At 63.7% G+C, this 25,421-nt stretch carries 22 protein-coding genes and 1 pseudogene; 4 read left to right on the top strand and 19 right to left on the bottom strand.

Going from position 1 to position 25,421, the window contains the following annotated elements; all coding sequences use genetic code 11:
• Nucleotides 1-7 precede the first annotated feature (7 nt).
• The 8 genes from V6093_RS03780 to V6093_RS03745 all read right to left on the bottom strand — a co-directional run bounded on the left by V6093_RS03780 (nt 8) and on the right by V6093_RS03745 (nt 7,556).
• Nucleotides 8-1,570 (bottom strand): Wzz/FepE/Etk N-terminal domain-containing protein, encoded by a 1,563-nt coding sequence (locus tag V6093_RS03780; protein WP_012052386.1) that lies wholly within the window; start codon nt 1,568-1,570, stop codon nt 8-10.
• Between the two features lie 19 nt (nt 1,571-1,589).
• Nucleotides 1,590-2,705 carry a hypothetical protein gene (locus V6093_RS03775; RefSeq protein WP_144000082.1) on the bottom strand — a complete coding sequence of 372 codons (1,116 nt, stop codon included), beginning with the start codon at nt 2,703-2,705 and terminating at the stop codon, nt 1,590-1,592.
• 24 nt (nt 2,706-2,729) lie between these two features.
• On the bottom strand, nt 2,730-3,287 hold the full coding sequence (locus V6093_RS03770) for a polysaccharide biosynthesis/export family protein (protein ID WP_004374240.1): 558 nt from the start codon (nt 3,285-3,287) through the stop codon (nt 2,730-2,732).
• Nucleotides 3,288-3,548: 261 nt separating this feature from the next.
• On the bottom strand, nt 3,549-3,725 hold the full coding sequence (eppA, locus tag V6093_RS03765; RefSeq protein WP_004374238.1) for an EPS-associated small membrane protein EppA: 177 nt from the start codon (nt 3,723-3,725) through the stop codon (nt 3,549-3,551).
• Between the two features lie 249 nt (nt 3,726-3,974).
• On the bottom strand, nt 3,975-4,517 hold the full coding sequence (locus tag V6093_RS03760; RefSeq protein WP_004374236.1) for a helix-turn-helix domain-containing protein: 543 nt from the start codon (nt 4,515-4,517) through the stop codon (nt 3,975-3,977).
• A 76-nt stretch (nt 4,518-4,593) separates the two neighbouring features.
• Nucleotides 4,594-6,012, bottom strand: coding sequence for a short-chain fatty acid transporter (locus tag V6093_RS03755; protein ID WP_004576289.1), 1,419 nt, complete (start codon nt 6,010-6,012; stop codon nt 4,594-4,596).
• A 153-nt stretch (nt 6,013-6,165) separates the two neighbouring features.
• On the bottom strand, nt 6,166-6,822 hold the full coding sequence (locus V6093_RS03750) for a CoA transferase subunit B (protein WP_004576290.1): 657 nt from the start codon (nt 6,820-6,822) through the stop codon (nt 6,166-6,168).
• 35 nt (nt 6,823-6,857) lie between these two features.
• Entirely contained in the window at nt 6,858-7,556 is a 699-nt protein-coding gene (locus V6093_RS03745) for a CoA transferase subunit A (RefSeq protein WP_004374230.1), read from the bottom strand.
• Between the two features lie 140 nt (nt 7,557-7,696).
• On the opposite strand from V6093_RS03745, the gene V6093_RS03740 reads away from it, so the two are divergent.
• Complete coding sequence (locus tag V6093_RS03740) at nt 7,697-8,602, top strand: LysR family transcriptional regulator (RefSeq protein ID WP_004374224.1); 906 nt, start codon at nt 7,697-7,699, stop codon at nt 8,600-8,602.
• Nucleotides 8,590-9,411 carry an aldo/keto reductase gene (locus V6093_RS03735; RefSeq protein WP_012052390.1) on the top strand — a complete coding sequence of 274 codons (822 nt, stop codon included), beginning with the start codon at nt 8,590-8,592 and terminating at the stop codon, nt 9,409-9,411. Before V6093_RS03740 ends, V6093_RS03735 begins: the two co-directional genes overlap by 13 nt.
• Before the next feature lie 401 nt (nt 9,412-9,812).
• Here V6093_RS03735 and V6093_RS03730 read toward each other — a convergent pair whose 3' ends face one another.
• From V6093_RS03730 to lexA, 4 genes are read right to left on the bottom strand one after another with little or no spacing between them, the layout of a single operon-like run.
• Nucleotides 9,813-12,893, bottom strand: a complete 3,081-nt coding sequence (locus V6093_RS03730; RefSeq protein ID WP_406669706.1) for an error-prone DNA polymerase — start codon at nt 12,891-12,893, stop codon at nt 9,813-9,815.
• Entirely contained in the window at nt 12,890-14,308 is a 1,419-nt protein-coding gene (locus V6093_RS03725; protein WP_265978746.1) for a DNA polymerase Y family protein, read from the bottom strand. Before V6093_RS03725 ends, V6093_RS03730 begins: the two co-directional genes overlap by 4 nt.
• Before the next feature lie 6 nt (nt 14,309-14,314).
• Nucleotides 14,315-14,935 carry a translesion DNA synthesis-associated protein ImuA gene (gene imuA, locus V6093_RS03720; protein ID WP_004374214.1) on the bottom strand — a complete coding sequence of 207 codons (621 nt, stop codon included), beginning with the start codon at nt 14,933-14,935 and terminating at the stop codon, nt 14,315-14,317.
• Nucleotides 14,935-15,552, bottom strand: coding sequence for a transcriptional repressor LexA (lexA, locus tag V6093_RS03715; protein ID WP_012052394.1), 618 nt, complete (start codon nt 15,550-15,552; stop codon nt 14,935-14,937). The genes imuA and lexA overlap by 1 nt, the downstream gene beginning before the upstream one ends.
• A 91-nt stretch (nt 15,553-15,643) precedes the next feature.
• Between lexA and V6093_RS03710 the strand changes: the two genes are divergently transcribed.
• A complete protein-coding gene (locus V6093_RS03710; RefSeq protein WP_004374207.1) occupies nt 15,644-16,327 on the top strand; it encodes an HAD family phosphatase in 684 nt (227 codons plus the stop codon).
• Here the strand turns inward: V6093_RS03710 and V6093_RS03705 are convergent.
• Genes V6093_RS03705 through V6093_RS03690 form a run of 4 tightly spaced genes read right to left on the bottom strand, consistent with a single transcriptional unit; the run spans nt 16,324 to nt 20,619 of the window.
• Nucleotides 16,324-17,709: an MFS transporter gene (locus tag V6093_RS03705; RefSeq protein WP_004374205.1), complete on the bottom strand. Its 1,386-nt coding sequence runs from the start codon at nt 17,707-17,709 to the stop codon at nt 16,324-16,326. The genes V6093_RS03710 and V6093_RS03705 overlap by 4 nt on opposite strands.
• 44 nt (nt 17,710-17,753) lie before the next feature.
• Nucleotides 17,754-18,080 carry an NIPSNAP family protein gene (locus tag V6093_RS03700; RefSeq protein WP_004374204.1) on the bottom strand — a complete coding sequence of 109 codons (327 nt, stop codon included), beginning with the start codon at nt 18,078-18,080 and terminating at the stop codon, nt 17,754-17,756.
• A complete protein-coding gene (locus V6093_RS03695; protein WP_019751676.1) occupies nt 18,080-19,795 on the bottom strand; it encodes an FAD-dependent oxidoreductase in 1,716 nt (571 codons plus the stop codon). The genes V6093_RS03700 and V6093_RS03695 overlap by 1 nt, the downstream gene beginning before the upstream one ends.
• Nucleotides 19,792-20,619: an SDR family NAD(P)-dependent oxidoreductase gene (locus V6093_RS03690; RefSeq protein WP_004374198.1), complete on the bottom strand. Its 828-nt coding sequence runs from the start codon at nt 20,617-20,619 to the stop codon at nt 19,792-19,794. The genes V6093_RS03695 and V6093_RS03690 overlap by 4 nt, the downstream gene beginning before the upstream one ends.
• 176 nt (nt 20,620-20,795) lie before the next feature.
• Between V6093_RS03690 and V6093_RS03685 the strand changes: the two genes are divergently transcribed.
• Nucleotides 20,796-21,668: a helix-turn-helix domain-containing protein gene (locus V6093_RS03685; RefSeq protein ID WP_026031933.1), complete on the top strand. Its 873-nt coding sequence runs from the start codon at nt 20,796-20,798 to the stop codon at nt 21,666-21,668.
• 77 nt (nt 21,669-21,745) lie between these two features.
• On the opposite strand, the gene V6093_RS03680 is transcribed toward V6093_RS03685, so the two are convergent.
• The 3 genes and pseudogenes from V6093_RS03680 to V6093_RS03670 all read right to left on the bottom strand — a co-directional run bounded on the left by V6093_RS03680 (nt 21,746) and on the right by V6093_RS03670 (nt 25,348).
• Complete coding sequence (locus V6093_RS03680) at nt 21,746-22,519, bottom strand: IclR family transcriptional regulator (RefSeq protein ID WP_004374195.1); 774 nt, start codon at nt 22,517-22,519, stop codon at nt 21,746-21,748.
• A 64-nt stretch (nt 22,520-22,583) separates the two neighbouring features.
• Nucleotides 22,584-24,041, bottom strand: a complete 1,458-nt coding sequence (locus V6093_RS03675; RefSeq protein WP_179052811.1) for an amidase — start codon at nt 24,039-24,041, stop codon at nt 22,584-22,586.
• A pseudogene (locus V6093_RS03670) lies at nt 24,038-25,348 on the bottom strand (citrate-proton symporter). Before V6093_RS03670 ends, V6093_RS03675 begins: the two are co-directional and overlap by 4 nt.
• Nucleotides 25,349-25,421: the final 73 nt, after the last annotated feature.

Raw genomic sequence — 25,421 nt, 5'->3', positions numbered from 1 at the left:
GCTTTCCCTATACAAACCGAGACATGACTTTGTACAACAGCACATCCAGTGGCATGTAGAACACGTGCACCAGCCCTATCATGATAGCTGCCAACGCCAGTGCCGCCAGGATCAGACGATTGCGCCAGCGCTTGCGGCGGGCCACGTCGGCCCGGGTATCGATATAGGGCAGTGCCACCAGCACCCGTTTGCCCAGCAGGTTTTCCAGGGCGCCAACGCCGCGCACGCGCTGATTGAGCATTTCCAGCAGCATCACCAGCGCACCGCCACCGGCCGGTGCCAGCACCAGGCCCAGCGCAGCGATTTTCTTGCGGTTAGGCTTGATCGGCTTCTCAGGCAACAGAGGAGGCTCCAGCAGCACAAAGCGTTCAGCCTTGTTTTCCTGCTCGAGGCTTTCGGTAATCTTTGCGCCCATTTCCTTGGCACGAATCTCTTCGTATTTCTTGCGCGCGTTGTCGTGGTCACGCATCAAGGTCACCAGGCCACGCTCGACTTGCGGTGCCTCGAGGATCTCGGCTTCATAGCCTTCCATTTTCCGGGTCAGCTCACGCTTTTGCTCTGCCAGCGAGGCAATACGCACCTGGGCGGCACTCATCTTGGCGCGGACACGGGCCGCGTCGAGGCTGACCGTGGACGCTGCCGCAGTGCGACCACCACTGGCTTCGAGCGCCTGGATCTTGCGCTTGACTGCCACGACATCCGGGTGGGCGTCCTTGTAGCGGGTCAGCAGCTGCGCGTATTCGGCTTTCAGGCTTGGCAGGTCTTCGGGCAGGTCGGCACGGGTTGGCCGGGCGCCCTCGACAACCTTGGTGGCAAGGCCGGCATTGGCCGCAGACAGCTCCAGTTCCAGGTAGCGCAGCTCTTCCTGGGCAGCCTTGTAGTCACGGTCGACCTCACGGAATTCCAGCTCCGCCCGCGACAGCATGTTCATGCGCAGGGTCTGGTGCTCGGGCAAGGCATTGGCATGGGCCTGCTTGAAATCGGCCAGCTGGTTCTCCAGGCTGGCCAGCTCGGCACCCAGCTTGTTGGCTTCCTGGGTGAGGAATTCGGTGGTTTCGTTGGCCCGTTCGGTGCGCTGCTTGAGGTTTTCATTGAGGAACAGCGTCACCAGTTCATCGGCGACTTCCTTGGCTACTTGTGCCTGTTTGTGCTCGAACGACACATTGAACGCCACGGTCGCTTCACCACGACCGCGCACGTAGGTGGTAAGGGTTTCGACCACGATCGCGTTGCGCATCTGGTCGATCTTGTCGCTTTCGCTGAAGCGCTTGTCGGCGAAGAGGTCGTACTTGCCGATGATGCGCAGCAGGTTGTCGCGGGTCATCACCCGTTGGCGGATCACCTCGATGCGCTCATCGGCAAAGCTGGTGTTGTTGGTCGACACCAGTTCAGGCGAAATCTGCTGCGATTCCACCAGAATGGTGCCGGTCGACTGGTAGATCGGCGGCACCATCAACGCGACGGCCACGGTCGCGGCGAGAATGACTGCGGCACTCACCCCTAACACCAGGGCCCTGTCCTTGATAATGGCGATGTAATCTCTGAGGGAGAGCTCGTAGTCAGACTTCATAGGGCCACCTGCCTGCAGTTCAGATGTCGGGGTACCTGTACGTCAACGTCAAACCAACGATCGTAGCGGTCGCATCCGGTACATGGTCCTGCTGCCGTTCCTTGTACATCAGCGACAGGCGCAGGTCCCAGTAAGGCGAAAACTGGCGGCTGGCCCATACGCTGTAAGTCTGCAGCGTGTTGGGCGACTGCCCTTTGCTGTCTTGCCACGCGGCGTCGGCGCCGACCCGGGACAACTCGGTCAGCGCATAGCTCCACACACCGCGCACCTGGTCCAGTTCGGCGAAGCCGCCTTCAGCGCTTGCCACCGTGCTGCGCTCGGCGGTGAGGCTGGCGTCGGCACGCGGGCCGGTGTACAGCAACGCAACCCCACCCTCCCCGCGCCGGCCGCCGTCGTCACCTGACACTTGGTTGACGCCAACATGGGCATCGGCGCTCAAGCCTTCGGCAAGTTGGTATTTGATGCCGACTGCCGGGCTGTAGCTGTTGGAAGCAGTGGCGGTAAGGTCCTCTTCGGGCTCATAGCGCCGGGCACCAAAACGGGTATACAGGTCAGCCCGCTCACTCCAGCCGTAAGTCCAGGTGAAGACGTTCGCCAGTTCGTCGTAGCCCGTCAGCGTGCTGATGTCGTAACGGGCACGGCTGTAGGTGGTTTCGTTGCTCAAGGTACTGCGCTCGGTCACCGCCTGGCTCCAGTTGCCAGTCAAGGTGTAAAGCTTCTGCGTACCGTCGGTGGTAATCACCCCGGTATCCAGTACTGTCCCCGACAACGTCGAGCTTTCGTTGTAGCGCCCCACCAGGCCGAACCGCCCCCGCTCGGTGGTGCGCTGCCAACCCAGGCTGATATCAGGGTCTTCACGGTCATCGACGATATCCGTATCGGACGAGCGCAGCAGATTCATGCCAAGCCCCAACCTCAATTCGTCACGGTCGAAAGTACCAATCAGGGTGTAGTCCGGCGCGATGATCGTGCGCGTTATGCCCTTTTCCCCCGAGGTCAGCAGCAATGGGTTGCTGTCGTATTCGACGGATGTCGGTACCACCACCGTAGACTGCCAATTTGCCGCCAGTACCGCGTCCGTGAACGGCAAGACCAAGATTGCCGTTGCAATGCGAGTTGTTCTAAGAAGAGGCATTAAATGTTCTTATTAAAGGCAAGATCAAGGAACGACCAGCGTATCGCCAGCCTGAAGTTGGATGTTGGTGGACATGTCCCGCCCAGACACCAGGTCCTTATATCGCACGGGCAGGATCTTTTGGGAAGCACCGGTGCCGCGGACCACCTTGATTTCGCTTTCATCCGCAAACTTGTCCAGGCCACCCGACATGCTCAGCGCCTGCAATACCGCCGTGGGGCCTGCCATTTGCACAGGCCCAGGCTTGATCACTTTGCCCTGCACATAGACCATATTGCCGGCAATGCTTTTGACGACAACGCTGACGTTAGGGTCGGGGAGGAATTTTTCGAGTTTGGCAGCGACCTGCTTTTCCACTGCCGTCACATCCAGCCCGGCAACATTGATGCGCCCGGCCAAGGGGAAGGTGATACTGCCATCGGGAAGTACGGTGGCTTCTTGACGCAGGCTGTCTTCCTGCCACACCGATACCATCACCACATCGCCGGGGCTGAGCAGGTAGGCAGCACTGCTCTGGTCGGCGTTACCGGCGCCAGACCACACCGTCAGCATGCAGAAAGCGGCAAACATTGAACGCACCATGAGGGTCCCTCCGGCCAAATGGCCCGACAAAGAGCACTGAATGAGAACAACACACCAACTCTCGCTCCGCTTCACGGCGCACTGCTGCCGCGATGGCCTCGACCTTCCTGGAGGCCCTTGCCTTGACGCTGCAGACGTGGCTGCAACGCCTTGTAAATGTTGGTCCTACGGGCTACTGGGAATATAGCAACGGTTGGAGAATTCACAAGCCATGCTTGTGGCCTCGCAGCAATGGGTCACTTTAGGTACCCGGTATACGGCTCAGATCTTTCTGCGGTTGGCAACGGCAACAAAACCGACCACAGCAAAGGCAAAGAACCAGCCTGCAGTTGAAACAGGAATGATACTGTTCTGATTTATATACGAATCCGCTGCGCGGGCAGCACCACTTAGCATCACCAGCAAGAACATCGATTTGATTATCAGAGTCGTGCGCATACTCCCCTCCTAAAAACAGGAAAATCAATTAGTTATTGGCGCTGTGCTGCGGGAGTTGTTTCGTTGTTGACTTGAGCTTATGGGCACAATGACACTACGTCAATGATTCGACACCATAATAAAATTCAATGAGCGATGGGCGCATTCGTCAAAAAAACGGCATGCAGATTATGCAAGGGAGGGATGATGCGATGAACATGGCGTTTCACAGCTGAGAACACGTGGGGGGCATGATTGCCCCCTGCGGTTTCATTCGTCTGCGTGGTGAACCACAACCAGTAACTGCGCCGGTGTCGCACCTACCGAGCGCAGGCGGTGCGGCGTCTGGGCATTGAAATGCAGGGCGTCGCCCTGCTCCAGCAACACCCGCTCACTCATGAAATCCACTTCCACCTGGCCTGCGTGAACAAACAGGAACTCTTCGCCCTGGTGTTCCTTGAACGTGGGGTCGCTGAACTCGGACGGCGGCTGAATCAGAAACGGCAGCAGGCTGCGCTGGCCAACCTGACTGGTGAGGGCCGCGTACCCCGGCCCTTGCCCATCGCCCACCAAGGCCTGGCGCTCGGTACGGCGCACCAGGCTGTAGCGGCTCTGACCGGGCTGTTCTTCGGCGAACAGCTCTTCGACATTGACGTTCAGTGCCCTCGCCAGTTTCAGCGCCGCAGCGATCGAGGGCGTGTTGAGGCCGCGCTCGACCTTGGACAGGTAGCTTTTGGTCATGCCAGTCTTTTCGGCCAGCATTTCCAGGGTCATCCCCAGTTTCTTACGCAGCAGTTTCAATCGGATAGACATGTGACGCGGGTTTCCCAGGCTGAGGCAGCCATGATACGCGTCTGAAAGCTGGCGCCAAGTCTCCAGGGGCCTCGAATCAAGGCATCACGGGCGGCACGTACTGCAGCGTTGTACCCAGCGCCCACAGCAACACCAGCACCAACGGCACATGCACCAGCAATTGCACGAACGAGAAACCGATCAGGTCGCGCGCCTTGAGCCCCAGCACGCCCAGCAGCGGCAGCATGTAGAACGGGTTGATCAGGTTCGGCAAAGCTTCGGCCGCGTTGTAGATCTGCACGGCCCACCCCAGGTGGTACTGCAGGTCGTTGGCCACCAGCATCACGTAAGGGGCCTCGATGATCCACTTGCCGCCACCTGAAGGGATGAAGAAGCCCAGCACCGCCGAATACACGCCCATCAGCACGGCATACGTGTCATGGGTGGCAATCTGGGTGAAGAACAGTGAAATATGGTGGGCCAGCGTCTGTTCATCGACGCCCTTCACCTGGGTGAGAATAGCGGCGATCGAACCATACAGCGGGAACTGGATGAGCACACCGGTGGTGGTCGGTACCGCGCGTGCCACCGCGTCAAGGAAGCTGCGTGGGCGCCAGTGCAGCAAAGCACCGAGCATGATGAACAACAGGTTGTAGGTGTTGAGCCCCGAGATGGCGGTAATCGCAGGTTTTGTCGCAAACTCCTGATACAGCCAGCCAGCAGCCAAGGCCACCAACAGCAGGATCAGGATCGGGCTGTGTTCCAGCCACTCCCCCGGGCGCGTGCGTTGCGGCGCGGGTGGCGCTGTGAAGCTGGGGTCGACACCGCAGTCTTCTGCGCTACGTGCGCTGTTCGGGCCCGGAGCGGTGGCATAGGCGATCACCAGCGAGACCACCACCAGTGCCGCCAACATCACGCCGGACTGCCAGAGAAAGATGGTTTCGGTAAACGGGATCACCCCGGTTATCGACAGGATTGAAGGTGGCAGACTGGCCGGGTTGGCCTGCAGCTGCGCCGCCGAGGATGACAGGCCCAACGCCCACACCGCACCCAGGCCCAGGTAAGCGGCCGCACCCGCAGCGCGGTAGTCCATCTTCAGGTCGGTGCGCCTTGCCAGGGCGCGCACCAACAAACCTCCAAACACCAGCGACAGCCCCCAGTTGAGCAAGGAGGCCAGCATCGAGATCAGTGCTACCCAGCACACTGCCGAGCGCCCATTGCCGGGGATGCGCGCCAGGCGATCGATCAGCCTCGCGGCGGGCGGCGAGCTGGCCACCACATAACCGCCGATGACCACGAAGGCCATCTGCATGGTGAACGGTATCAGGCTCCAGAAGCCGTCGCCAAACGCCTTGGCGGTGTCGGTCGGTTTGGCGCCCATGGCCAGTGCGCCGATACACACCAGCAGCACCGCCAGCGCGGCGAACACCCAGGAGTCGGGGAACCAGCGTTCAGCCCAGTTGGAGCAGCGCAAGGCAAAGCGCGCGGAGCGGCTGTCTTGAATTTCAGCGGCCACGGTTGAATTCCTTTTATTGGTTTTATGGGATGAAGCGGTATTGCCAGGCAACGCAAAAAACCTGTGGGAACGGGTTTACCCGCGAATGCGGCGGTCAATGTACCGACGCATTCGCGGGTAAACCCGCGCCTACAGGTGAGATCACGTCATGCCTTAGAAGGTCATTTCCTTCACGTCATCCGGCACGATCAGTTTGCCGGCGGTTTTCTCGATGATTTCCTCGACGCTGACCCCAGGCGCGGTCTCGCGCAGGATGAAGGCGCCGTCTTCGATTTCCAGGTAGGCCAGGTCGGTCAGCACCTTGCGGATGCAGCCCGCACCGGTCAACGGCAGGCTGCACTGTGGCAGCAACTTGGACTCGCCGTCCTTGGAGGCGTGGGTCATGGTAACGATGATGTTGTCGGCGCCGGCCACCAGGTCCATGGCCCCGCCCATGCCCTTGACCAGCTTGCCCGGAATCATCCACGAGGCGATGTTGCCCTGCACGTCCACCTCGAAAGCCCCCAGTACGGTCAGGTCGACGTGGCCGCCACGGATCATGGCGAACGATTGTGCCGAATCGAAAATCGAGGCACCGCGGCGGGCGGTGACCGTTTGCTTGCCGGCGTTGATCATGTCGGCATCGAGGGTGCTTTCGGTGGGGAATTCGCCCATGCCGAGCAGGCCGTTTTCCGATTGCAGCATCACATCCATGTCGGCGGGTACATAGTTGGCCACCAAGGTGGGGATGCCGATGCCCAGATTGACGTAGTAACCGTCCTTCAGTTCACGGGCAACGCGTTGCGCCATCTGTTCGCGGGTCAGTGCCATGGTCAGGATCTCTTTATTGTTCGGGTGGATGGCGCTCAGGCCTTGACGGTGCGCTTTTCGATACGTTTTTCGAAGGTGCCGACGATGACACGGTCCACGTAGATGCCCGGGGTGTGGATTTCGCTTGGCAGCAACACGCCGGGTTCGACGATTTCTTCCACTTCGACCACGGTGATCTTGCCGGCGGTGGCCGCCAGCGGGTTGAAGTTTTGCGCAGTGTTGCGGTACACCACGTTGCCGTAGTGGTCGGCCTTCCAGCCCTTGACGATGGCGAAGTCACCGGTGATGGACTCTTCCAGGATGTACTTGCGGCCCTTGAACTCGCGGACTTCCTTGCCGTCGGCAACCGGGGTGCCATAGCCGGTGGCGGTGTAGAACGCCGGAATGCCGGCACCACCTGCGCGCATTTTTTCGGCGAGGGTGCCCTGTGGGGTCAGTTCCACTTCCAGCTCGCCACTGAGCAACTGGCGTTCGAACTCGGCGTTTTCGCCCACGTAGGAGGCGATCATCTTGCGAATCTGCCGGTCTTCCAGCAGCACGCCCAGACCAAAACCGTCAACGCCGCAGTTGTTGGAAACCACGGTCAGGCCCTTGACGCCACGCCGCTTGATTTCGCTGATAAGGTTTTCCGGGATGCCGCACAGGCCGAAACCACCGGCCAGTACCGTCATGTTGTCGGTCAGGCCTTCGAGGGCCTGTTCATAGGTTGCAACGCGCTTGTCCAGTCCGGCCATGCTGATCCGCCTTTTGTAGTTGTTTAACCGACGAGGCTGTCGGTGAGCGTGTGCAGACATCTTCACCGCAAGCGACTGATTTGTTAATTTTGTTTTCGTCATCGATTGATAATTTTTACAAAACAAACGATAGGCCCGACATGAACGTCAAACAATTGCGCGCCTTTGTCGCCGTGGCCAAGTACCAGAGCTTCGCCCAGGCCGGTGAACACCTGCACGTTTCGCAACCGGCACTGAGCCTGACCATCAAGGCGCTGGAAGAAAACCTCGGCGGCGCCCTGCTCAGCCGCACCACGCGCAGCGTCAGCCTGACTGCCGAAGGCGAAGTGCTGCTGCCACTGGCACGCCGCCTGCTGGCCGACTGGGACGATACCGAAGAGATGCTGCGCCAGCGCTTTACCCTGCAATTGGGCCGTGTGTCAGTGGCGGCCATGCCGGCTTTTGCCGGCAACCTGTTGCCCCACGCGCTCAAGGTGTTTCGCCAGCGCTACCCCAAGGTCAACGTCACGGTGCACGACGTGATCAACGAACAGGTACAGGAACTGGTACGCCATCGCCGCGTCGAACTGGGCATCGGCTTCGAGCCGGATAACATCGATGGGCTGGACTTCCACCCGTTGTACATGGACCGCTTCGTTGCGGTAGTGGCCGCCGACTCGCCCTTGGCGCTGCTGCCCCAGGTCAGCTGGGCACAGCTGATGGCCGAAGATTTCGTGGCCCTGCAGCGCCCTTCGGCGGTGCGCCTGCTGATGGAGCAGAATGTGGCGGCCCGCCACGGCAAGCTGGCAGTCGCGTTCGAAAGCCACCAGCTGACGACCATCGGCCGCATGGTGGCCAGCGGCCTGGGGGTCAGTGCTGTGCCGGCGCTGTGCATCAACCAGATGCAGGAGCTGGGTGCCCGCTGCGTAACCTTGGTCGAGCCCACTGTCGAGCGGCGCATCGGCGTGATTGCCCTCAGCGAGCACAAGCTTTCCACCGCAGCGCAGGCACTGCTTGAGGTGCTTCTTTCCAATACCCGGATCCCGGAGGTGACATGCGTTACGTAAATCTGGCAGGCACGAGCGTTCCAGCCATCGGCCAAGGCACCTGGTACATGGGCGAAGACCCAGGTCGCAAGGCTGCCGAAGTCGCGGCACTGCAACAGGGCATCGAGCTGGGCCTGAACCTGATCGACACCGCCGAGATGTATGCCGAAGGGGGGGCAGAAGAGGTCGTTGGCCAAGCCATTGCCGGGCGCCGCGACCGGGTATTTCTGGTCAGCAAGGTCTACCCGCACAATGCCGGCCTGCGCGGCATGGCGGCTGCCTGCGAACGCAGCCTAACGCGCCTGGGCACTGATTGCATCGACCTGTACCTGCTGCACTGGCGTGGTCAGCACCCGCTGGAGGAAACCGTCGAAGGCTTCGAGCGCTTGCGCGAGCAAGGCAAGATCAAGCGTTGGGGCGTGTCCAACTTTGACGTCGACGACCTGCGCGAACTGCACAACCCTGATTGTGCCACCAACCAGGTGTTGTATAACCCGGCCCAGCGCGGCATCGAATTCGACTTGCTACCGTGGTGCGAAAAACGTGGCTTGCCAACCATGGCCTACTGCCCGCTGGCTCAGGCCGGGCGCTTGTTGCAGCACCCGGTACTGGCGGAAATTGCCGAGCGCCATGGCGCCACACCGGCCCAGGTCTGCCTGGCCTGGGTGACCCGCGATGACGGCGTGATCGCCATCCCCAAGGCGGTGGCGCCCGAGCACGTGCGGCTCAATGCGGCGGCGGGAGCGCTGACCTTGACCGGTGAAGACCTGCGGGCGATCGACCGGGCGTTCCCTGCACCGACGCGCAAGCAGCGGTTGGCGATGGTGTAGGCGAGCACAAGCGGGACCAGGACGCGACCTTTGGGAGCAACTGTCTTGCTCAATTTCTAAAAGGCGGCGCGATCCCTGTGGGAGCGGCCTTGTGTCGCGATAGGGCCGCAAAGCGGCCCCAGCAATCTATGCATGATGCCGAGATCCTGGGGCCGCTGCGCGGCCCTATCGCGACACAAGGCCGCTCCCACAGGGGGGCTCAGGCCTAGTGGCAAACGTGGCCGTCGACCAAGGAATAACGCACCGTGGCCAATGAATGGTTGGGGCAGGCTCAAGGTTGCAGGCGGTCAATGTGGGGCATGCCCGCGAACACCGGCAAGGCCGGTGCCTTGCAACGCGGTGAGTGCTTCGCGGGCTCGCTCGCACCCACAGGGAACCGCGCAAGTACCGAGCGTTGGGGGTCAGTGAAAATCCCGGCTGCGCACATCCAGCCCTTGCAGCAGCGGACTCACATCCTCCAACCGCCGCGCAATCAGGTGCCGCACCCCATTCTCCTGCTCCAACCGCCCACTGACCTTGAGCAGCTGCGAACCCACCAGCGCCCGCCGCTGCCGTTCGGCCAGCGCACGCCACACCACCACGTTGACCATGCCATGTTCGTCTTCCAGAGTAACGAAGGTCACACCGCTGGCGGTTTGAGGCCGTTGCCGGCCCACCACCAGCCCGGCCACGGCAATGTTGTCGCCATGCTCCACACCCTGCAATTCACTGGAGCTGCGACACCCCAGCGCCCTCAGGCGAGCGCGCAACAGGGCCAGCGGATGTGGGCCAAGCGTAGTGCCGAGGGTTTGATAATCGGCCATCAGGTCCTCGCCCACGGTTGGCACGGGCAATTGCACCGGTTCTTCAGGCAAGGCCTGCACATCGGCGAACAACGGCAGCTGCGGCTGCACCGCCGCCACCTGCCAGCGCGCCTGATGCCGATCGCTGGCCAAGGCGCGCAGCGCCCCGCCATCAGCCAGGCGGGCACGGGCCCGTGCGTCCAGGCCGGCGCGCAGGCACAGGTCTTCGACGTTGCGCCACGGCCGCTGCGCCCTCGCCTGCTGCACGCGCCTGGCATCGGCTTCGGCCAGGCCACGCACCAGTCGCAGGCCCATGCGAATGGCCAGGGTGCCTTCAGCATCAGGCTCCAGGGTGCAGTCCCAGTCGCTGTGGCAGACATCAACCGGCCGTACCTCGATACCTTGGCGGCGAGCCTCTTGCAGCAGCTGATCAGGGCTGTAGAAGCCCATCGGCCAACTGTTGACCAACGCACAGGTGAAGATCGCCGGCTCATGGCACTTCAGCCAACTGCTGGCATAGCACAGCAAGGCGAAGCTGGCCGCATGCGACTCAGGGAAGCCATAGCTGCCAAACCCCTTGATCTGCTCGAAGATGCGCTCGGCAAACGCCAGCGTGTAACCATTGCGCAACATGCCCTGCACCAGCCGTTCGCGGTGCGGTTCAAGCCCGCCGTGGCGCTTCCAGGCTGCCATGCTGCGGCGCAACTGGTCGGCCTCGCCCGGGGTATAGTCGGCCGCGACCATCGCCAGTTCCATCACCTGCTCCTGGAACAGCGGCACGCCCAAGGTACGTTCGAACACTTCCTTCAGTTGCGGCGACGGATACGTCACCGGTTCCTGCTTCAGGCGCCGGCGCAGGTACGGGTGCACCATGTCACCCTGAATCGGCCCGGGGCGGACGATGGCGACCTCGATGACCAGGTCGTAGAACTTTTGGGGCCGCAGCCGCGGCAACATGGCCATTTGCGCGCGTGACTCGATCTGGAACACGCCCATGGTCTCGGCACGGCTGATCATGGCGTAGGTGGCCGGGTCTTCGCTGGGGATGGTCGCCAGGGTCAGGTGCCGGCCACGGTGGTGCTGCAGCAGGTCGAAACAGCGACGCAAGGCGCTGAGCATGCCCAACGCCAGTACGTCGACCTTGAGCAGGCCAACCATGTCCAGGTCATCCTTGTCCCACTGGATCACCGTGCGCTCCGGCATCGCGGCATTCTCCACCGGCACCAGCTGGTCGAGCGGTTGCTGGGAGATGACAAAACCGCCCGGGTGCTGTGACAGGTGCCGGGGGAAGCCGATCAGTTCGCCGGCCAGCACCAGCACCCGCCGCAGCGAAGGGCTGCCCGCTTCGAAACCGGCTTCGGCCAGGCGCTGGTCATCGGGTATGCGATCGCTCCAGCGGCCACAGCATTTGGCCAGGGCATCCACCTGGTCGGCAGGTAGCCCCAGCACCCGCGCCACATCCCGCACCGCACCGGCGGCATGGTAGGTGTTGACTACCGCAGTGAGCGCCGCCCGGTGCCGGCCATAGCGACGGAACACATACTGGATCACCTCCTCGCGCCGGTCGTGTTCGAAGTCCACGTCGATGTCCGGCGGCTCGTTGCGCTCGCGCGACAGGAAGCGCTCGAACAGCAGGTGGTGTTTCATGGGGTCAAGCTCGGTGATGCCCAGTACGAAGCACACCACCGAGTTGGCTGCCGACCCCCGGCCCTGGCATAGGATGCGCTGGCTGCGGGCGAAGGCGACAATGTCGTGCACCGTCAGGAAGTAGCTTTCGTAACCCAGCTCTTCGATCAGCCCCAGTTCCTTGGCAAGCACAGCCCGCACTTTGCCACTCGGCCCGCCTGGCCAGCGCAGCGGCAGGCCTTGCTCGCACAATTCACGCAGCCAGCTTGCCGGGGTATGCCCCTCGGGCACCAGTTCGCGTGGGTACTGGTAGTTCAGTTCGCTCAGGTCAAACTGGCAGCGCCGGGCAATGACCAGGGTCTCGGCCAGCAGGTCGAGCGGATACAACTCGGCCAGTTGCGCCTGGCTGCGCAGGTGCCGTTCGCCATTGGCAAACAGAAAGCGCCCGGCCTCGCTCACCTGGCAATGCTGGCGGATGGCAGTCATGCAGTCCTGCAAGGCACGGCGACCACGCACGTGCATGTGCACGTCGCCACAGGCCACGGCGCGGATACCCACATCAGCCGCCAGTGCCCGCAGCCGTTGCAGGCGCACGGCATCGTCACTGCCCCGATGCAGGTGCACGGCCAGCCACAGGCGCTCAGCGAACACACTGCGCAGCCACGCGCCGGTAGCGGTATCGCCACTGTCAGCGGCCACCCACAAGGCCAGCAGGCCTTGATGGTGCAGCAGCAAGTCATCACGAAACAGCTGGTACGCACCCTTCTCTGCCCGCCGCCGGGCACGGGTGATCAGGGCGCACAGGTTCTGGTAGCCGGTCAGGTTCTCGACCAGCAGCACCAGCTTGGGCCCATCGCACAATTGCACCTCGCTGCCAACGATCAGCCGCAACTGGTGCACTTTGGCTGCCTGCCAGGCGCGCACGATACCGGCCAGCGTGCATTCGTCAGTGATCGCCAAGGCCTGGTAGCCCTGCTCGCGCGCACGCCGGAACAGCTCGTCGGCGCTCGATGCACCGCGCTGGAAGCTGAAGTTGGAAAGGCAATGCAGCTCGGCATAACCCGGGGTGTTCATGCGAACCAACCCTGCAGCCAAAGCGGGCCGGCCTGGCTCAGGTCGCGGTAGGCCCAGCCGCGCAGGCCGTCACGGGTTTCGATGCGGTAGTAGTCGCGACGCACATCGCCGCCATCCCACCAACCTGATTCGATGCGTTCGGCATAGCCCTGCACCTGGTAGGCGGCGTCATCCAGCGCGATCGGTGCCGACAACAGCCACCCCGGGCGGCTGCCCGGTGCAACCGGCATGTTGCCTTGGGCACCCTGTTCCGCCAAATGCCAGGCGCATTCGGGGCGGTGATCGGCGGCTGCGCCAAGCCCCTTGACGGCCTCATCCCCCAGGCGGGCGCGCAACCGCTCACGCAATTGCGCCCAGGGTTGCGCCTGTTGCGCCCGCGGGTCGAACAACGCCTGATGCTGTGGCACGAAGGGTGGCAAGTCTTCGGCAACCAGCCGCAGGTTGCGCACCGGTGCGGGTATGCGCAGCGGCTCAAGGCGCCCACGGGCTAGCTCGAACAGCATCGCAGCATCGCGTTCGGCCGCCAGCAGGCCCACCTTGAGCAGGGTATCCGGCCCCTCGGCGTGCTCCAGATGCAGACAGAAGCGCTGCACGCCACAGTCTCGCCCGGCCAGAAATGCAGCAAGGTCGTTGAGCATGCGCCGCAGCGGGAACAACAGCGCCTGGTGCGACTCGACGTCGAAATTGAGTTCCAGCCGGGTTTCGAAACGGTCCGGTGGCTGGTAGAAGTCCAGCCCCAGGTTGCGCAGGCCGAGCAACTGGTCGAGGTGCAGCTGCACCTGGGCCGCAAAGCGCCTGGCCAAGGTATCGCGCGGCAAGGCCAATACCTGGCCCAGCTGGTGCAAGCCCATGCGGGCAAACGCGTCGGCCGCCTCTGCCGGCAGGCCGACGCGCGTGATGGGCATGCCAAGCAGCGCCGCTCGGGTGGCGTCGACATCGCCCACGGCCAGGCCATCGTGGCCATTGGCGAGCATGCGAGCTGCCACCGGGTTGCTGGCCAGGACAATGCGTTGGCGCAGGCCCAGTTCTGCCAACTCCTGACGCAGACGCGCCTCGAACAAAGGCCAGGGCCCGAACAGTTGCAGGCTGGAGCCCACTTCCAGCAGCAGCGCCCGAGGGTAATGCAGGCTGACCTGGGCACTGAAGCGGTAGGCCCAGGCCGCCAGCAGCTGTTGCACCTGATCAATGCGTTTGGGGTCGGCTTCGACACAGGTGAAGCCATCGGCCAAGGCACGCGCTGCGGTCAGGGTTTGCCCGGCCCGCAGGCCCAGTGCAGCGGCCGCCGGGTTGACTGCCTGCAACACGCGACGCTGGGTCGGCCCGCCAATCAGCACCAAGGGTGTATCAGGGTCGTCACGCTCACGCAGGACGGTGTCCAGCGCAAGCTGCGGGAGCAGGATGCAGGCCCAGAGCATGGTGCATCAGCCCCGCCCCGGGCAGGGAATAGGCAGCGCTGGAGGCATGCCACCCCGGCTTTTCAGCACGCGCCATTGCGCCGGGCGCGTGTCGACTGCAATGCGCAGCGCTGCGGGTGAAGGGTTGTGCGACGCCTGCTGCGGCCTGCAGGCGAACGCCAGTGCCTGCCCGGTTTCGGCCGCTACCTGCAAGCGCCGCAGGGCGCGGTCATCGGCACGTTCCGGCCAGCACAGCACCGCCGCGCAACTGCCCGAGCGCAGGCACTGTTCGGCAGCCCACAGGGCATCGGCAGGCTCGGCATCCACCTGTACCAGCCAGCGCAGGTCCACCCCCGCTGCCTGCCAGGCCGGTGCAAAAGGGATGAAGGGTGGAGCCACCAGCACCACTCTGCTGGCTTCTGCACTCAGCCGGGCCAGGGTTGGCCACAGCAACTGCAATTCGCCACAGCCGGGGTTGGCCAGCAACAGCTCGCTCAGTGCTGCCGCCGGCCAGCCACCTTCCGGCAAACGTTCGTCGAGGGCCGCATGGCCGGTGGGCTGCAGCCCGAGTGGCCGCGCCTGGGCCTGCCGGCCGCGCCATACCCGGCGCTGCTCCAGCAGCCTGTCGAGGTCGACCACGGCGCCCATCAGTCACGCCTCAGCAAGCCGCAGAACACGCCTTCGATGAAAAAGTCCTGTTCGGGCTGCACATCGATCGGCGCATACGCAGGGTTGCGTGGCAACAGCCGGTAAGTGCCGCCTTGGCGTTGCAGGCGTTTGATGGTCACTTCGCCGTCCAGGCGCGCAACCACGATTTGCCCGTCGCGGGCGTCGGCCTGTTGCAGGATGCCGACCAGGTCACCGTCAAAGATGCCGTCGTCGATCATCGAGTCGCCCCGCACCTTCAGCAGGTAGTCGGGGGTACGGCGGAACAGGCTGGGGTCGAGCAGCAACTGCTCGTGGATGTCCAGGTCCGGGCCGATGGGGGCACCCGCCGCCACCTGGCCCAGCACGGGTATTTCGAGGATTTCCGGCCGGCGCAGCGGTTCGGCCAGGCGTATGCCCCGGGCCTGGTTTGGCGTGACATCGATGTAACCGGCCTGGCACAGGGCGGTGATGTGCTTGCGCGCAACGCTGCGCGAGGCAAAACCGAAGCGCGTGGCGATATCGGCCAGGCTCGGCGGCTGACCATGCTCGGCAATGCGCTCACGGATGAATTCGAAAATGGCGCGGCGTTTGGGGGTAAGAGTGTCCATGGAGCACATTTGTACTCTTTTCGGAGCACGCTGAACAGCCCCCTTCGTCGTCAGCTTTGGTTATGATCCCCTGGCTTGTGTTTTTTCATCTGGATATCCCATGCTGACCGCCCTGCTGTTCGACCTTGACGGTACCCTCACCGACACTGACACCCTGCACCTGCAGGCCTTTCGCCAACTGCTGCGCGAACACGACGGCCGCGAGCTGAGCCAGGCGCAGTTCGACGCCCAGGTCAGCGGCCGCGCCAACGGCGAGCTGTTCGCCGAGCTGTTCAGCGGCGCCAGCGTCGAACAGTGCCAGGCATTGGCCGACCGCAAGGAAGCGCTGTTTCGCGCGATGTCGCCGTCGCTTGAGCCAATGCCAGGCCTGTTGCGCCTGCTGGAGCATGCCCAGGCCCATGACATCGGCATGTGCGTGGTGACCAACGCACCGCGGCTGAACGCCGAGCACATGCTGAACGCCATGGGCCTGGGCCAGCACTTTGAACATGTGCTGGTGGCCGAAGAACTGGCACGGCCCAAACCGGACCCGCTGCCCTACCTCACCGGCCTGCAGCGGCTGGGTGCCGAGGCCGGGCAAGCGCTGGCCTTCGAGGACTCATTGCCGGGGACGGCTGCAGCCAGTGGCGCGGGGATCTTTACCGTGGGCGTGGCCACGACGCAGACCCCGGAGCGGTTGCTGGCGGCGGGCGCCAGGCTGGTTGTCGACGATTTCAATGATGCGGCGTTGTGGGCGTTGATCGAGCGTATGGCTTCAGACAGGGGCTGTGTTCCCGAAGGCTAGGGAGTGGGAGCCGAACCTGCTGGCGCTGCAGCCGGGGTGCCGGATGTACAACCGGGAACGCTAAGCCGTGACGCCGCATTTCGCCCTTGCAGCCATACCGCCAAAGCCGCCAACCCTGCGGGTAGCAACAACGAAGCGAATACCTGGGCAAAGCTCCAGCCCAGTGCCAGCATCTGTGCCCCGGCAAAGGCACTGAGAATCGCACCCAGGCGCCCGATGCCGCTCATCCAGCTGGCGCCGGTCGCCCGTGCTTCAGTCGGGTAAAAAGCCGCCGCCAGTGCATTCATGCCAACACTTGCCCCATTAAGGCCAAAGCCCACAGCGCTCGCAACCGCACACAACCAGGCGAAGTCCGCAGCGACCTGACCAATTGCAAAAATCACCGCACCACTGAACAGGAAGGTCAGTACCAGCACGCGCTGCGCCGGGTAGCGATCCATGGCCCAACCCACCGAAATCGCGCCCAACGGGCCGCCAATCTGGAAACAGGCGGTGACGATGGCCGCTTCGGCCACCGAAAACCCGCCCCCCTCCTTTACCAGCGTCGGCAACCAGCCGCTGAACAGATAGACCAGGAACAGCGCCAGCACGTACCCGCCCCAGAGCATGCAGGTACCAAAGCGATACCGCGCAGAGAGGATGGTGCCGATTGCACCGCCTGCAGCCTGGGCTTTACCGGGCAAGACAAAGGTCGTGTCGGCGTTGACATGCTCAGGTGCCAGGCGACGGACAATGGCCAGAATGCGCTTGCGGTCCGCCCCTTTGCTGACCAGGAACGTCACCGATTCCGGCAGGCGCCAATACAGCAACGGCAGGACCATCAGCGGCAACACCCCACCCAATGCCAAGACACTGCGCCAGCCCAGGTTCGGAATCATCCAGGCGCTGACGAAACCACCTGCCGCAGCGCCCAGGGAGAAGCCGCAGAATGCCAGGGTAATGAGCAGCGAGCGGCTGCGTGCCGGGGCATACTCGCTGACCAGGGTGCTGGCATTGGGCATGGCTGCGCCCAGGCCCAGGCCGGTCAGAAAGCGCAACGCGACCAGGGCTTCCAGGTTGGGTGAAAAGGCCGAGGCCAGTGTCCAGAGGCCGAACAGCAGCACGCTGCACAGCAACACCGCCTTGCGCCCGTAACGGTCCGCCAAGGGGCCGGCAATCAAGGCGCCAAGTGCCAGGCCGATCAACGCGGCGCTCAATACCGGGCCCAGACTTTGCGCATCCAGGCCCCAATCGCTTTTCAATTGCGGGGCAATGAAGCCGATGATGGCGACGTCCAGGCCGTCCAGGGCGATGATGAGAAAGCCGAGGAACACCACCCATTTCTGGTAACGGCCGATGGGTTGCTGGTCGATCAGTTGGCGCACGTCGAGTGTGTTGTTCATAGGTATCACCTGTTGTTGTTTTTATGACGGTGTTTGTTGCAGCCCTAGTGGAAAAGGCTGGGTAAGCGCACAGGCCTTATGATGCGTGTTTCCTGAGCCACCACCAGGTCGCGGGTGGCATGCAGGTACGCGGCAAAGTCCGGGTCGGCATCCCGCGCTGCGCTGCGCTTCTCGAAGTCATCGAGGCTGTCATAGCCCCACAAGTGCACCACCTGGTTCAACGGCCCGATGCTGCTGGTGTAAAACGCCAGGGGTGCACCGAGGTGGCGCAGCAGGATCGGCATCGCCAGCTGGTCGAACGCCTCGAGAAAGGCCGCCATGCCGCGTGGGCGAATGGTGTAGATGCGGTGGTCGACCACAGGCTTGTCCATCACGCCACCTCCCGTGCGTTGCCCGCCGCCAGCCCCTGCTCAACACCCGCCAGATGGCGCCCGGTGATGTAGGCAAAGGTCATGATCGGCCCCAGGGTGATGCCCGCCCCGGGGTAGTTGCCGCCCATGATGCTGGCGCGGTCGTTACCCACCGCATACAGGCCGTCGATGACTTGCCCGTCGGCCGCCAACACTTCACCGGTCACACGGGTGCGCAGCCCGTCGAAAGTGCCCAGATCGCCCATGATGACTTTCACGGCAAAGTACGGTCCCTCGCCAACCGGCGCTACGCACGGGTTGGGTTGTTGCTGCGGGTCGGCCAGGTAGCGATTGAAGCTGGTGCTGCCGCGGCCGAACTGACGGTCTTCGCCGTGGACAGCGCCAAGGTTGTACTCGCGCACAGTCTGCTCCAGCCCTTGCGCATCGATACCGGCCTTGCCGGCCAACTCCGCCAGGGTCTGGCCCTTGAGCAGGTAGCCGTTGCGCAGCAATGGCCCCAGCGGCATCGGCGCAGGCTTGGCAAAGCCCAGCCCGTATTTGGCCAGGGTGCGGCGGTCGCATACCAGCCACATGGCGGTTTCTGCCTGGTCGGAACACGCCTCGATCAGCGCTGCGCCCACGTCGTGGTAGGCATTCGACTCATTGGTGAATCGCTGCCCCGAACGCAGCACGCCGATCACACCCGGCTTGTAGCGGTCGAGCAAGTGCGGAAAGGCAATATGCCGCCCACCACCCACCGGCACCTTCGATACCGGCATCCAGGCTGCAGGTGCCTGCAGGCAGATATCGACCTTTGCTCCCAGCGCCTCGGCCATGCGCGCACCATCGCCGGTGTTGCCCGCTGGCACCGGTGAAAAATGCTCGCCGCCGCGCCGTACATGCGGGTAGGCCTGGCGCAGCCGTTGCAGGTCATGGGAGAAACCGCCACAGGCCAGCACCACCCCACGCCGGGCCTCGATGCGCTGCTCGCTGCCGGCCTGCCCGGTCACCGCCCCCACTACCCGCGCCCCTTCGCGCAGCAACTGCCGCGCCGGGGTGCCTGTGAGAATCGGAATGCCCAGGTCCAGTGCCGAGCGTACCAGCCGTGCCGCCAGGGCATTGCCACTGGTGACCTGGGTGCCGCGTCGGTACAAGGCCAGCTCTTTCAAATGGGTCAGCAGGCGTTTGGCCACGTAGGCGAACGAGGTCAACGAACGGGTGACATTGAAGAAGTGCTTGAGGTCGGCATTCGACGAGTTGAACATCATGCCGATGAAGGTGATGGTCTTCAGCGGCGGGCGCAGCCGCGCCATGTCGGGCCCCAGACCACGGATGTCGTAAGGTGCGGCCAGTATCGAGCGGCCCACATCGACGCCGCCTTCCACCTGCGGGTGATAATCGGGGTACAGCGTGGGCACGAACTTGACTGCCGTCTCGCGCTCGAAAAACTCAACCATCTGCGGCGCGTAGCGCAAGAATGCCTCCACCCCGGCCGCATCGAAGCAGGCACCGGTTTCGTTGCGCAGGTAGGTCATGGCCGCTGCTTGGCTGTCATTGCCCCCGTGCCGGGTGCCCGGCACCCACAGCACGCCGCCGGAAAACGCCGTGGTACCGCCGAAGCACGCCTCCTTTTCGATGACGATCACATCCAGGCCAAGCTTTTTCGCCGTGATGGCTGTCGCCAGGCCGCCAGCACCCGCACCGATGACCAGTACATCGCAGCTACGCGTATTCATTGGCCTGCCCCCTCGAAGCCAGGGCGCGGGATCAATGCCATGGGCATGCTTTCCAATCCGCCATCCACGGTCAGCTCGGCGCCGTTGATATAGTCGGCGCGGCGGCTGGCCAGAAACAGCACGGCTTCGGCGATGTCTTGCGGCTCACCGATGCGCTGGTTGGCGGTCATGGCGCTACGCCGGCGCTCCACCTGTGGGTCGGCATAGAACGCCGCCGACAATGGCGTGCGGATCAAACCCGGGCATACGGCGTTGCTGCGCACACCACGCGGCCCCCATTCCACGGCGATCTGCCGCGACAACATGCTGACGCCTGCCTTCGCCGCGCTGTAAGCGCCACTGTTGGGTTGCGGGTAATGGGCTGCAATCGAGGCCACATGCACGATACGGCCCTGGCCGCAGTCCAGCATGGAACGGCCAAAGGCCTGGGCACACAAAAGGTAGCCACTGAGGTTGACCGCCAGCACCTGGTTCCATTGTTCCAGGCTTAGCGTGTCCAGCGCACCGGGGCGCAGCACGCTGGCATTGTTGACCAGTACATCGCAGCGCCCATGCAGCGCCTGTACCTGGGCCGCAGCCTGCTCCACGCTGGCCGGATCGGCAATGTCGCAGGCCAGGGCACTGACTTCGCCTGCACTGTGTTCCCCCAGGGTGGCCGCCAGTTCGCGGCATTTGTCCAGGTCGCGGTCAAGCAGCACCACGTGGGCCTGCTGCTCCACCAAGGCTGCGGCCAACGCTGCGCCAATGCCGCCGGCCGCGCCGGTCACCACGCATACGGCCGACTCCAGGCCTAGCCACTGAGAAAGGATCTTGTTGTTGTGCATGCTGCTCTCCAGAGCGTTGCTTGTTCTGGGCAACAGGCTATGGCCGGCAGGCCCACCGGCAGAATGGACAAAACCTGCAACCAGCCCCACATTCCCGTCAATTTGCCCACTGCGCCCTGAAGCCTGCGGGCAGCTATGGCACAGTAGCGGGTACTGAACAGAACAATTACAACACCATGAACAAGATCCCCAATTACGCCCTGTACGGTGAAACCGCGCAGCCGGTGTGGCACGAAGCCTTGCATGTGGAGCAGATATCCCAGCGCTCTGGCGCGCACAACTGGGAGATTGCCGCACACCGTCACGAAGGCTTGCTGCAGCTGTTGTACCTGCAAAGCGGTGGCGGCGAGGTGCTGTTCGACAGTGACCGGTTTCAGGTTCATGCACCCTGCGTGGTGTACGTCCCGGCGCAGGTGGTGCATGGATTTCATTGGGCCAGCCAGGTAGAAGGCCAGGTAATCACGGCTGCGCAGCACCCGCTGGATAGCATCGCCCAGGTGCTGGCACCCAACGTGCGGGTGCAACTGCGCAAACCACAGGTGATTGCCCTGCCCCACTGGGCCGCCGATGAAGACCCGTTGTTGCCCCTGTTTCGGGCCCTGCGCGAGGAATACCACAACCGCGCCCGCGAGCATGTGGCCAGCAGCATGGCGCTATTGCTGGCACTGATGATCCATGTCCTGCGCCATGAGCCGTACATGCCCGCAGGTGAGCAGCGCCCAGTATCAAGACGCAGCCAGCAACTGACGGCTTTTCGCGAGCTGGTAGACATGCACTACCGCGCGCACTGGCCACTGGCGGAATACGCCGCCGAATTGGGCATGACCCTGGTGACGTTGGGGCGGTTGTGCCAGGAACACCTGGGCATGACGCCGATGAATGTGATCAATGCCCGACTGGTGCTGGAGGCCAAGCGCATGCTCGGGCATTCGAGCCTGAGCGTGAAAGAGATCGCCCATGAGCTGGGGTTTGCCGATGTGGGGTATTTCAGCCGGTTCTTTCGCAAGCAGGCGGGGGTGAGCCCCAGCGGATTTCGGGAGGGCCAGTAACGCCCGCAGGTTCTGTGGGCGGTACTGGCAATGCACGCGTCTGTGGCTTACCCGCGAAGAAACCCGTGCAGGAAACATCAAACAGCCAAGGCCCGCTGCACTTCCCCCACCGTGGTCGCCAAACTGCTCAGGTGCAGGCTCGACACCCGCTCCACCGGCGCCTGATCCAGCGGCCATTGCAAGGCAATGCTGCCGACCAGGCGCCCTTCGGCATGTACCGGCAAGGCAATGGCGCGGATCAGGAACGGCAGGCGCACCGGGTATTCCCAGTAGCCTTCGGTGCGCTGACCAAAGCCCTTGTGCGCTTGTTCTTCGATATCGCGCAACAACCCGTCGTCACCCAGCCGCTCATGGGCCGCCAGGCGCTGCACTTCGTCCACCGCCAGCTCCCCCAGGCACGCCCGCCCCATCGCCGAATGAAACAGGCTGGCATGCTGCCCAACAATCTGACTGGTGTGCGGATAGCGCTTGCGCAGCACCTGGGGAATGGCGCTTTCCATCACCTCCAGCCGCTGGCCGTCGAAACACGACAGGTCAGCGACCAGCCCGGTGCGCTCACTCAGCTCCAGCAGCATGGGCGCTGCGCTTTCCACCAGGCGCCGCTTGAAACGCAACTGGCGGTCACCGAACAGGCGTCGCGCGCACAGCCGGTAGCGCCGGTCGGCAAGGCCGCGGTACACCCAGCCTTGCGCCTGCAAGGTGGCGATCATGCGCGACACCGTGGCCTTGGGCAGCGCCGTCAGGTAGTGCAGTTCTTCCAGGCCCAACGCCTGGTGTTCGCCCAGCAGGTCGACGATGGCCAGCGCCCGCTCCACTGAACGCACGCCGCCGCTGTCTGCCGTGATGCCCATGGGTATGACCTCCTTGTAGCGGGATGGTCAGGATAGCCAGCAAGATCCGCGCCTGCCCGTGCTTTCATGGCGCAAGCAGGCGTTGTGGCGGGCAGCGCACCACCCAGCGGGTGAGCTGTTCATGGGCATACGCCAGCTGCAGCACGGCATGGTCGGCCTGCGCCGGGCCTATGATTTGCAGGCCCATGGGCAACCCGGCGGCATTGAACCCCACCGGCACGCTGATGCTCGGCAAGCCGGCCAAGGTCGGCCCGATCACCACTTCCATCCAGCGGTGGTAGGTGTCCATTGCCCGCCCCCCGACCACCGTCGGCCATGGCTGGCGTGCATCGAAAGGGAACACCTGGGCCGAGGGCAACAGCAGGAAGTCGTAACGCTCGAACAGCTTGCCCATGGCGCGGTACCAGTCACTGCGGTCCAACGAAGCCTGGTACAGCGCCGCCGCACTCAGCTGCAAGCCACCTTCCACCTCCCACTGTGCTTCGGGCTTGAGCAATGCGCGCTTGCCGGGGTCGGCATAGGCTGCGCCGAGGTTGCCATGCACCAGGAAGTGGCGGTGGGTCAGCCAGCATTGCCACAAGCGCGCCAGGTCGAATGCCGGCTGGCAGGCCTCGACCTGGCAGCCCAGCTTGGCAAAGTCGGGCAGCGCCGACTCGCACAGGCTCATTACCCCGTCATCCATCGGCAGATAGCCGTTGTAGTCGCCCAGCCAGCCCACGCGTACTCCGCGAAAATCGCGCGGCAAGCCAACGGCAAAATCGCGCCAGCCTTCGCTCAGCGACAGCGGCGCCCGGGCATCAACACCCGCCTGTATCGACAGCAGCCGCGCCACGTCGACCACACTGCGGCCCATCGGCCCTTCTGTGGCCAGCTGATGCACGAACAGCTCGGGCGCCGGCCCATGCGGCACGCGGCCCTGCGATGGGCGCAGGCCGAACAGGTTATTGAACGCCGCCGGGTTGCGCAGCGAGCCCATCATGTCGCTGCCGTCGGCCACCGGCAGCAAGCGCATGGCCAGCGCCGCTGCAGCCCCACCGCTGCTGCCACCCGCCACCCGCGACGGGTCGTAGGCGTTGATGGTGGTGCCAAACAAGGGGTTGTAGCTTTGCGAGCCCAGGCCAAACTCAGGCACATTGCTCTTGCCCATGATCAATGCCCCGCTCGCCCGCACCCGCGCCACGCTGATCGCATCCTGTTCGGGTACCTGCTCGGCAAACAGCGGCGAGCCGAGCGTGGTACGCAGCCCGGCCGTGGCGGCGAGGTCCTTGATTGCCTGCGGCATGCCATGCATCCAGCCGCGCGAATGGCCACAGGCCAGTTCGCGGTCACGCGTCTCGGCCTCGGCCAGCAGCACTTCGGCCGGGCGCAGCGAGACCAGTGCATTGACCTGCCGATTGAAGCGCTCGACATGCCCCAGGTAAGCCTGCATCACTTCCCGGCATGACAACTGGCGGGCATGGATGGCCTGGGACAGTGCCTCGGCATCGAGGGCAACAATGGGGTCGATGGCTAGCGGCTTCACGGTTTTACTCCAAGGTTGAAGGCGGCAGGCTTGACTGCCCGCGGTGCTTCTTTCAGGCAATAGGTGCCCAGCAATGTCAGCAGGCAGGCAAACAGCACGTAGAACGCCGGCGCCACTGGGGTGCCGAGCACCTGGGTGAGCCAGGTCACGATCAACGGGGCAAAGCCACCGAACACCATCACCGCCACGTTGTAGGCCACCGACACGCCGGTGGAACGCACCTGGACCGGGAACTGTTCGGCCAGGGCAGTAGGCGCCGGGCCGAAGAAACCACCGATGGCCGTGCACAACAGCAGTTGCATGACCAACAGGCGCTCCAGGGAAGGCGCAGCGGCCATCCACACATACAGTGGGTAGACCATCACGAAGAACGCCAGGGTGAAGGCCATCAGCACCGGGCGCCGCCCCAGCCGGTCAGATAGCGCCCCGGACAACGGAATCACGAGGGTCATCAGCCCCACGGCGAGCATCTGCACCAGCAGCACCTAGTCCAGCGGCAGGCCTAGGCTTTTGTGGGCGAAGGTCGGCATGTTCACCAGCACCACGTAGAACGATACCGTCGCGCCGCAGGCCAACCCCATCGACACCAGCAGGCTGCGCCGGTGTTCACGCAGCACCTGCCACAGGCTGGGCGACTGGCCCTTGGCATGGCGACGCGCCTCGACAAACGCCTCAGGCTCCTCCATATGCTTGCGAATCCACAGCCCGACCGGCCCGATCAGCAGGCCCAGCACGAACGGGATGCGCCAGCCCCAGCTGTCCAGCGCCTCAGGCGAGCACAGGTGGGTAACCAACGCCACCATTGCCGCCCCGGAAAACACCGCCAGGCACTGCCCTACCAATTGCCACGAACCATAAAGGCCCTTGCGGTGGGCAGGCGCGCTTTCCACCAGAAACGCCGTGGCGCTGGCGTATTCACCACCGGTGGCAAAGCCCTGCAGCATGCGCGCCACCACGATCAGCAGCGGCGCAGCCATGCCGATGGCCAGGTAGTCGGGCGCGAAGGCGATCATGGCGATGGACACGGTCATCAGGCGGATGATCATCTGCATGGCCGCCTTGCGGCCCTTGCGGTCGGAATACATGCCCAGCAGCACGCCGCCCACAGGGCGCATGAAAAACCCGACGCCGAAGGTGGCAAGGGCCATCAGCAGCGAGGCGTACGCGTCGTCGGACGGGAAGAACTGCCGGGCGATGATGCTGGCCAGAAAGCCATACACGATAAAGTCATACCATTCCAGGGCGTTGCCGATAACGGCGGCCACCACTTGCCGGGTACGCGACACGCCGGTGCTCGAAGTCTGCATAGGGAACACTCCACACAATGATTGGGTGATCGCCCAGGCGCAGTCGCGCCCGGGTTCCAGCGGCAGTGGTCAA

It is taken from the genome of Pseudomonas putida group bacterium ESBL64 (assembly GCF_045277175.1).
Classification (GTDB): Bacteria; Pseudomonadota; Gammaproteobacteria; order Pseudomonadales; family Pseudomonadaceae; genus Aquipseudomonas; species Aquipseudomonas alloputida.
Note: the sequence above shows the minus strand (reverse complement) of the source record. Positions and strands in the feature narration are given on the sequence as shown.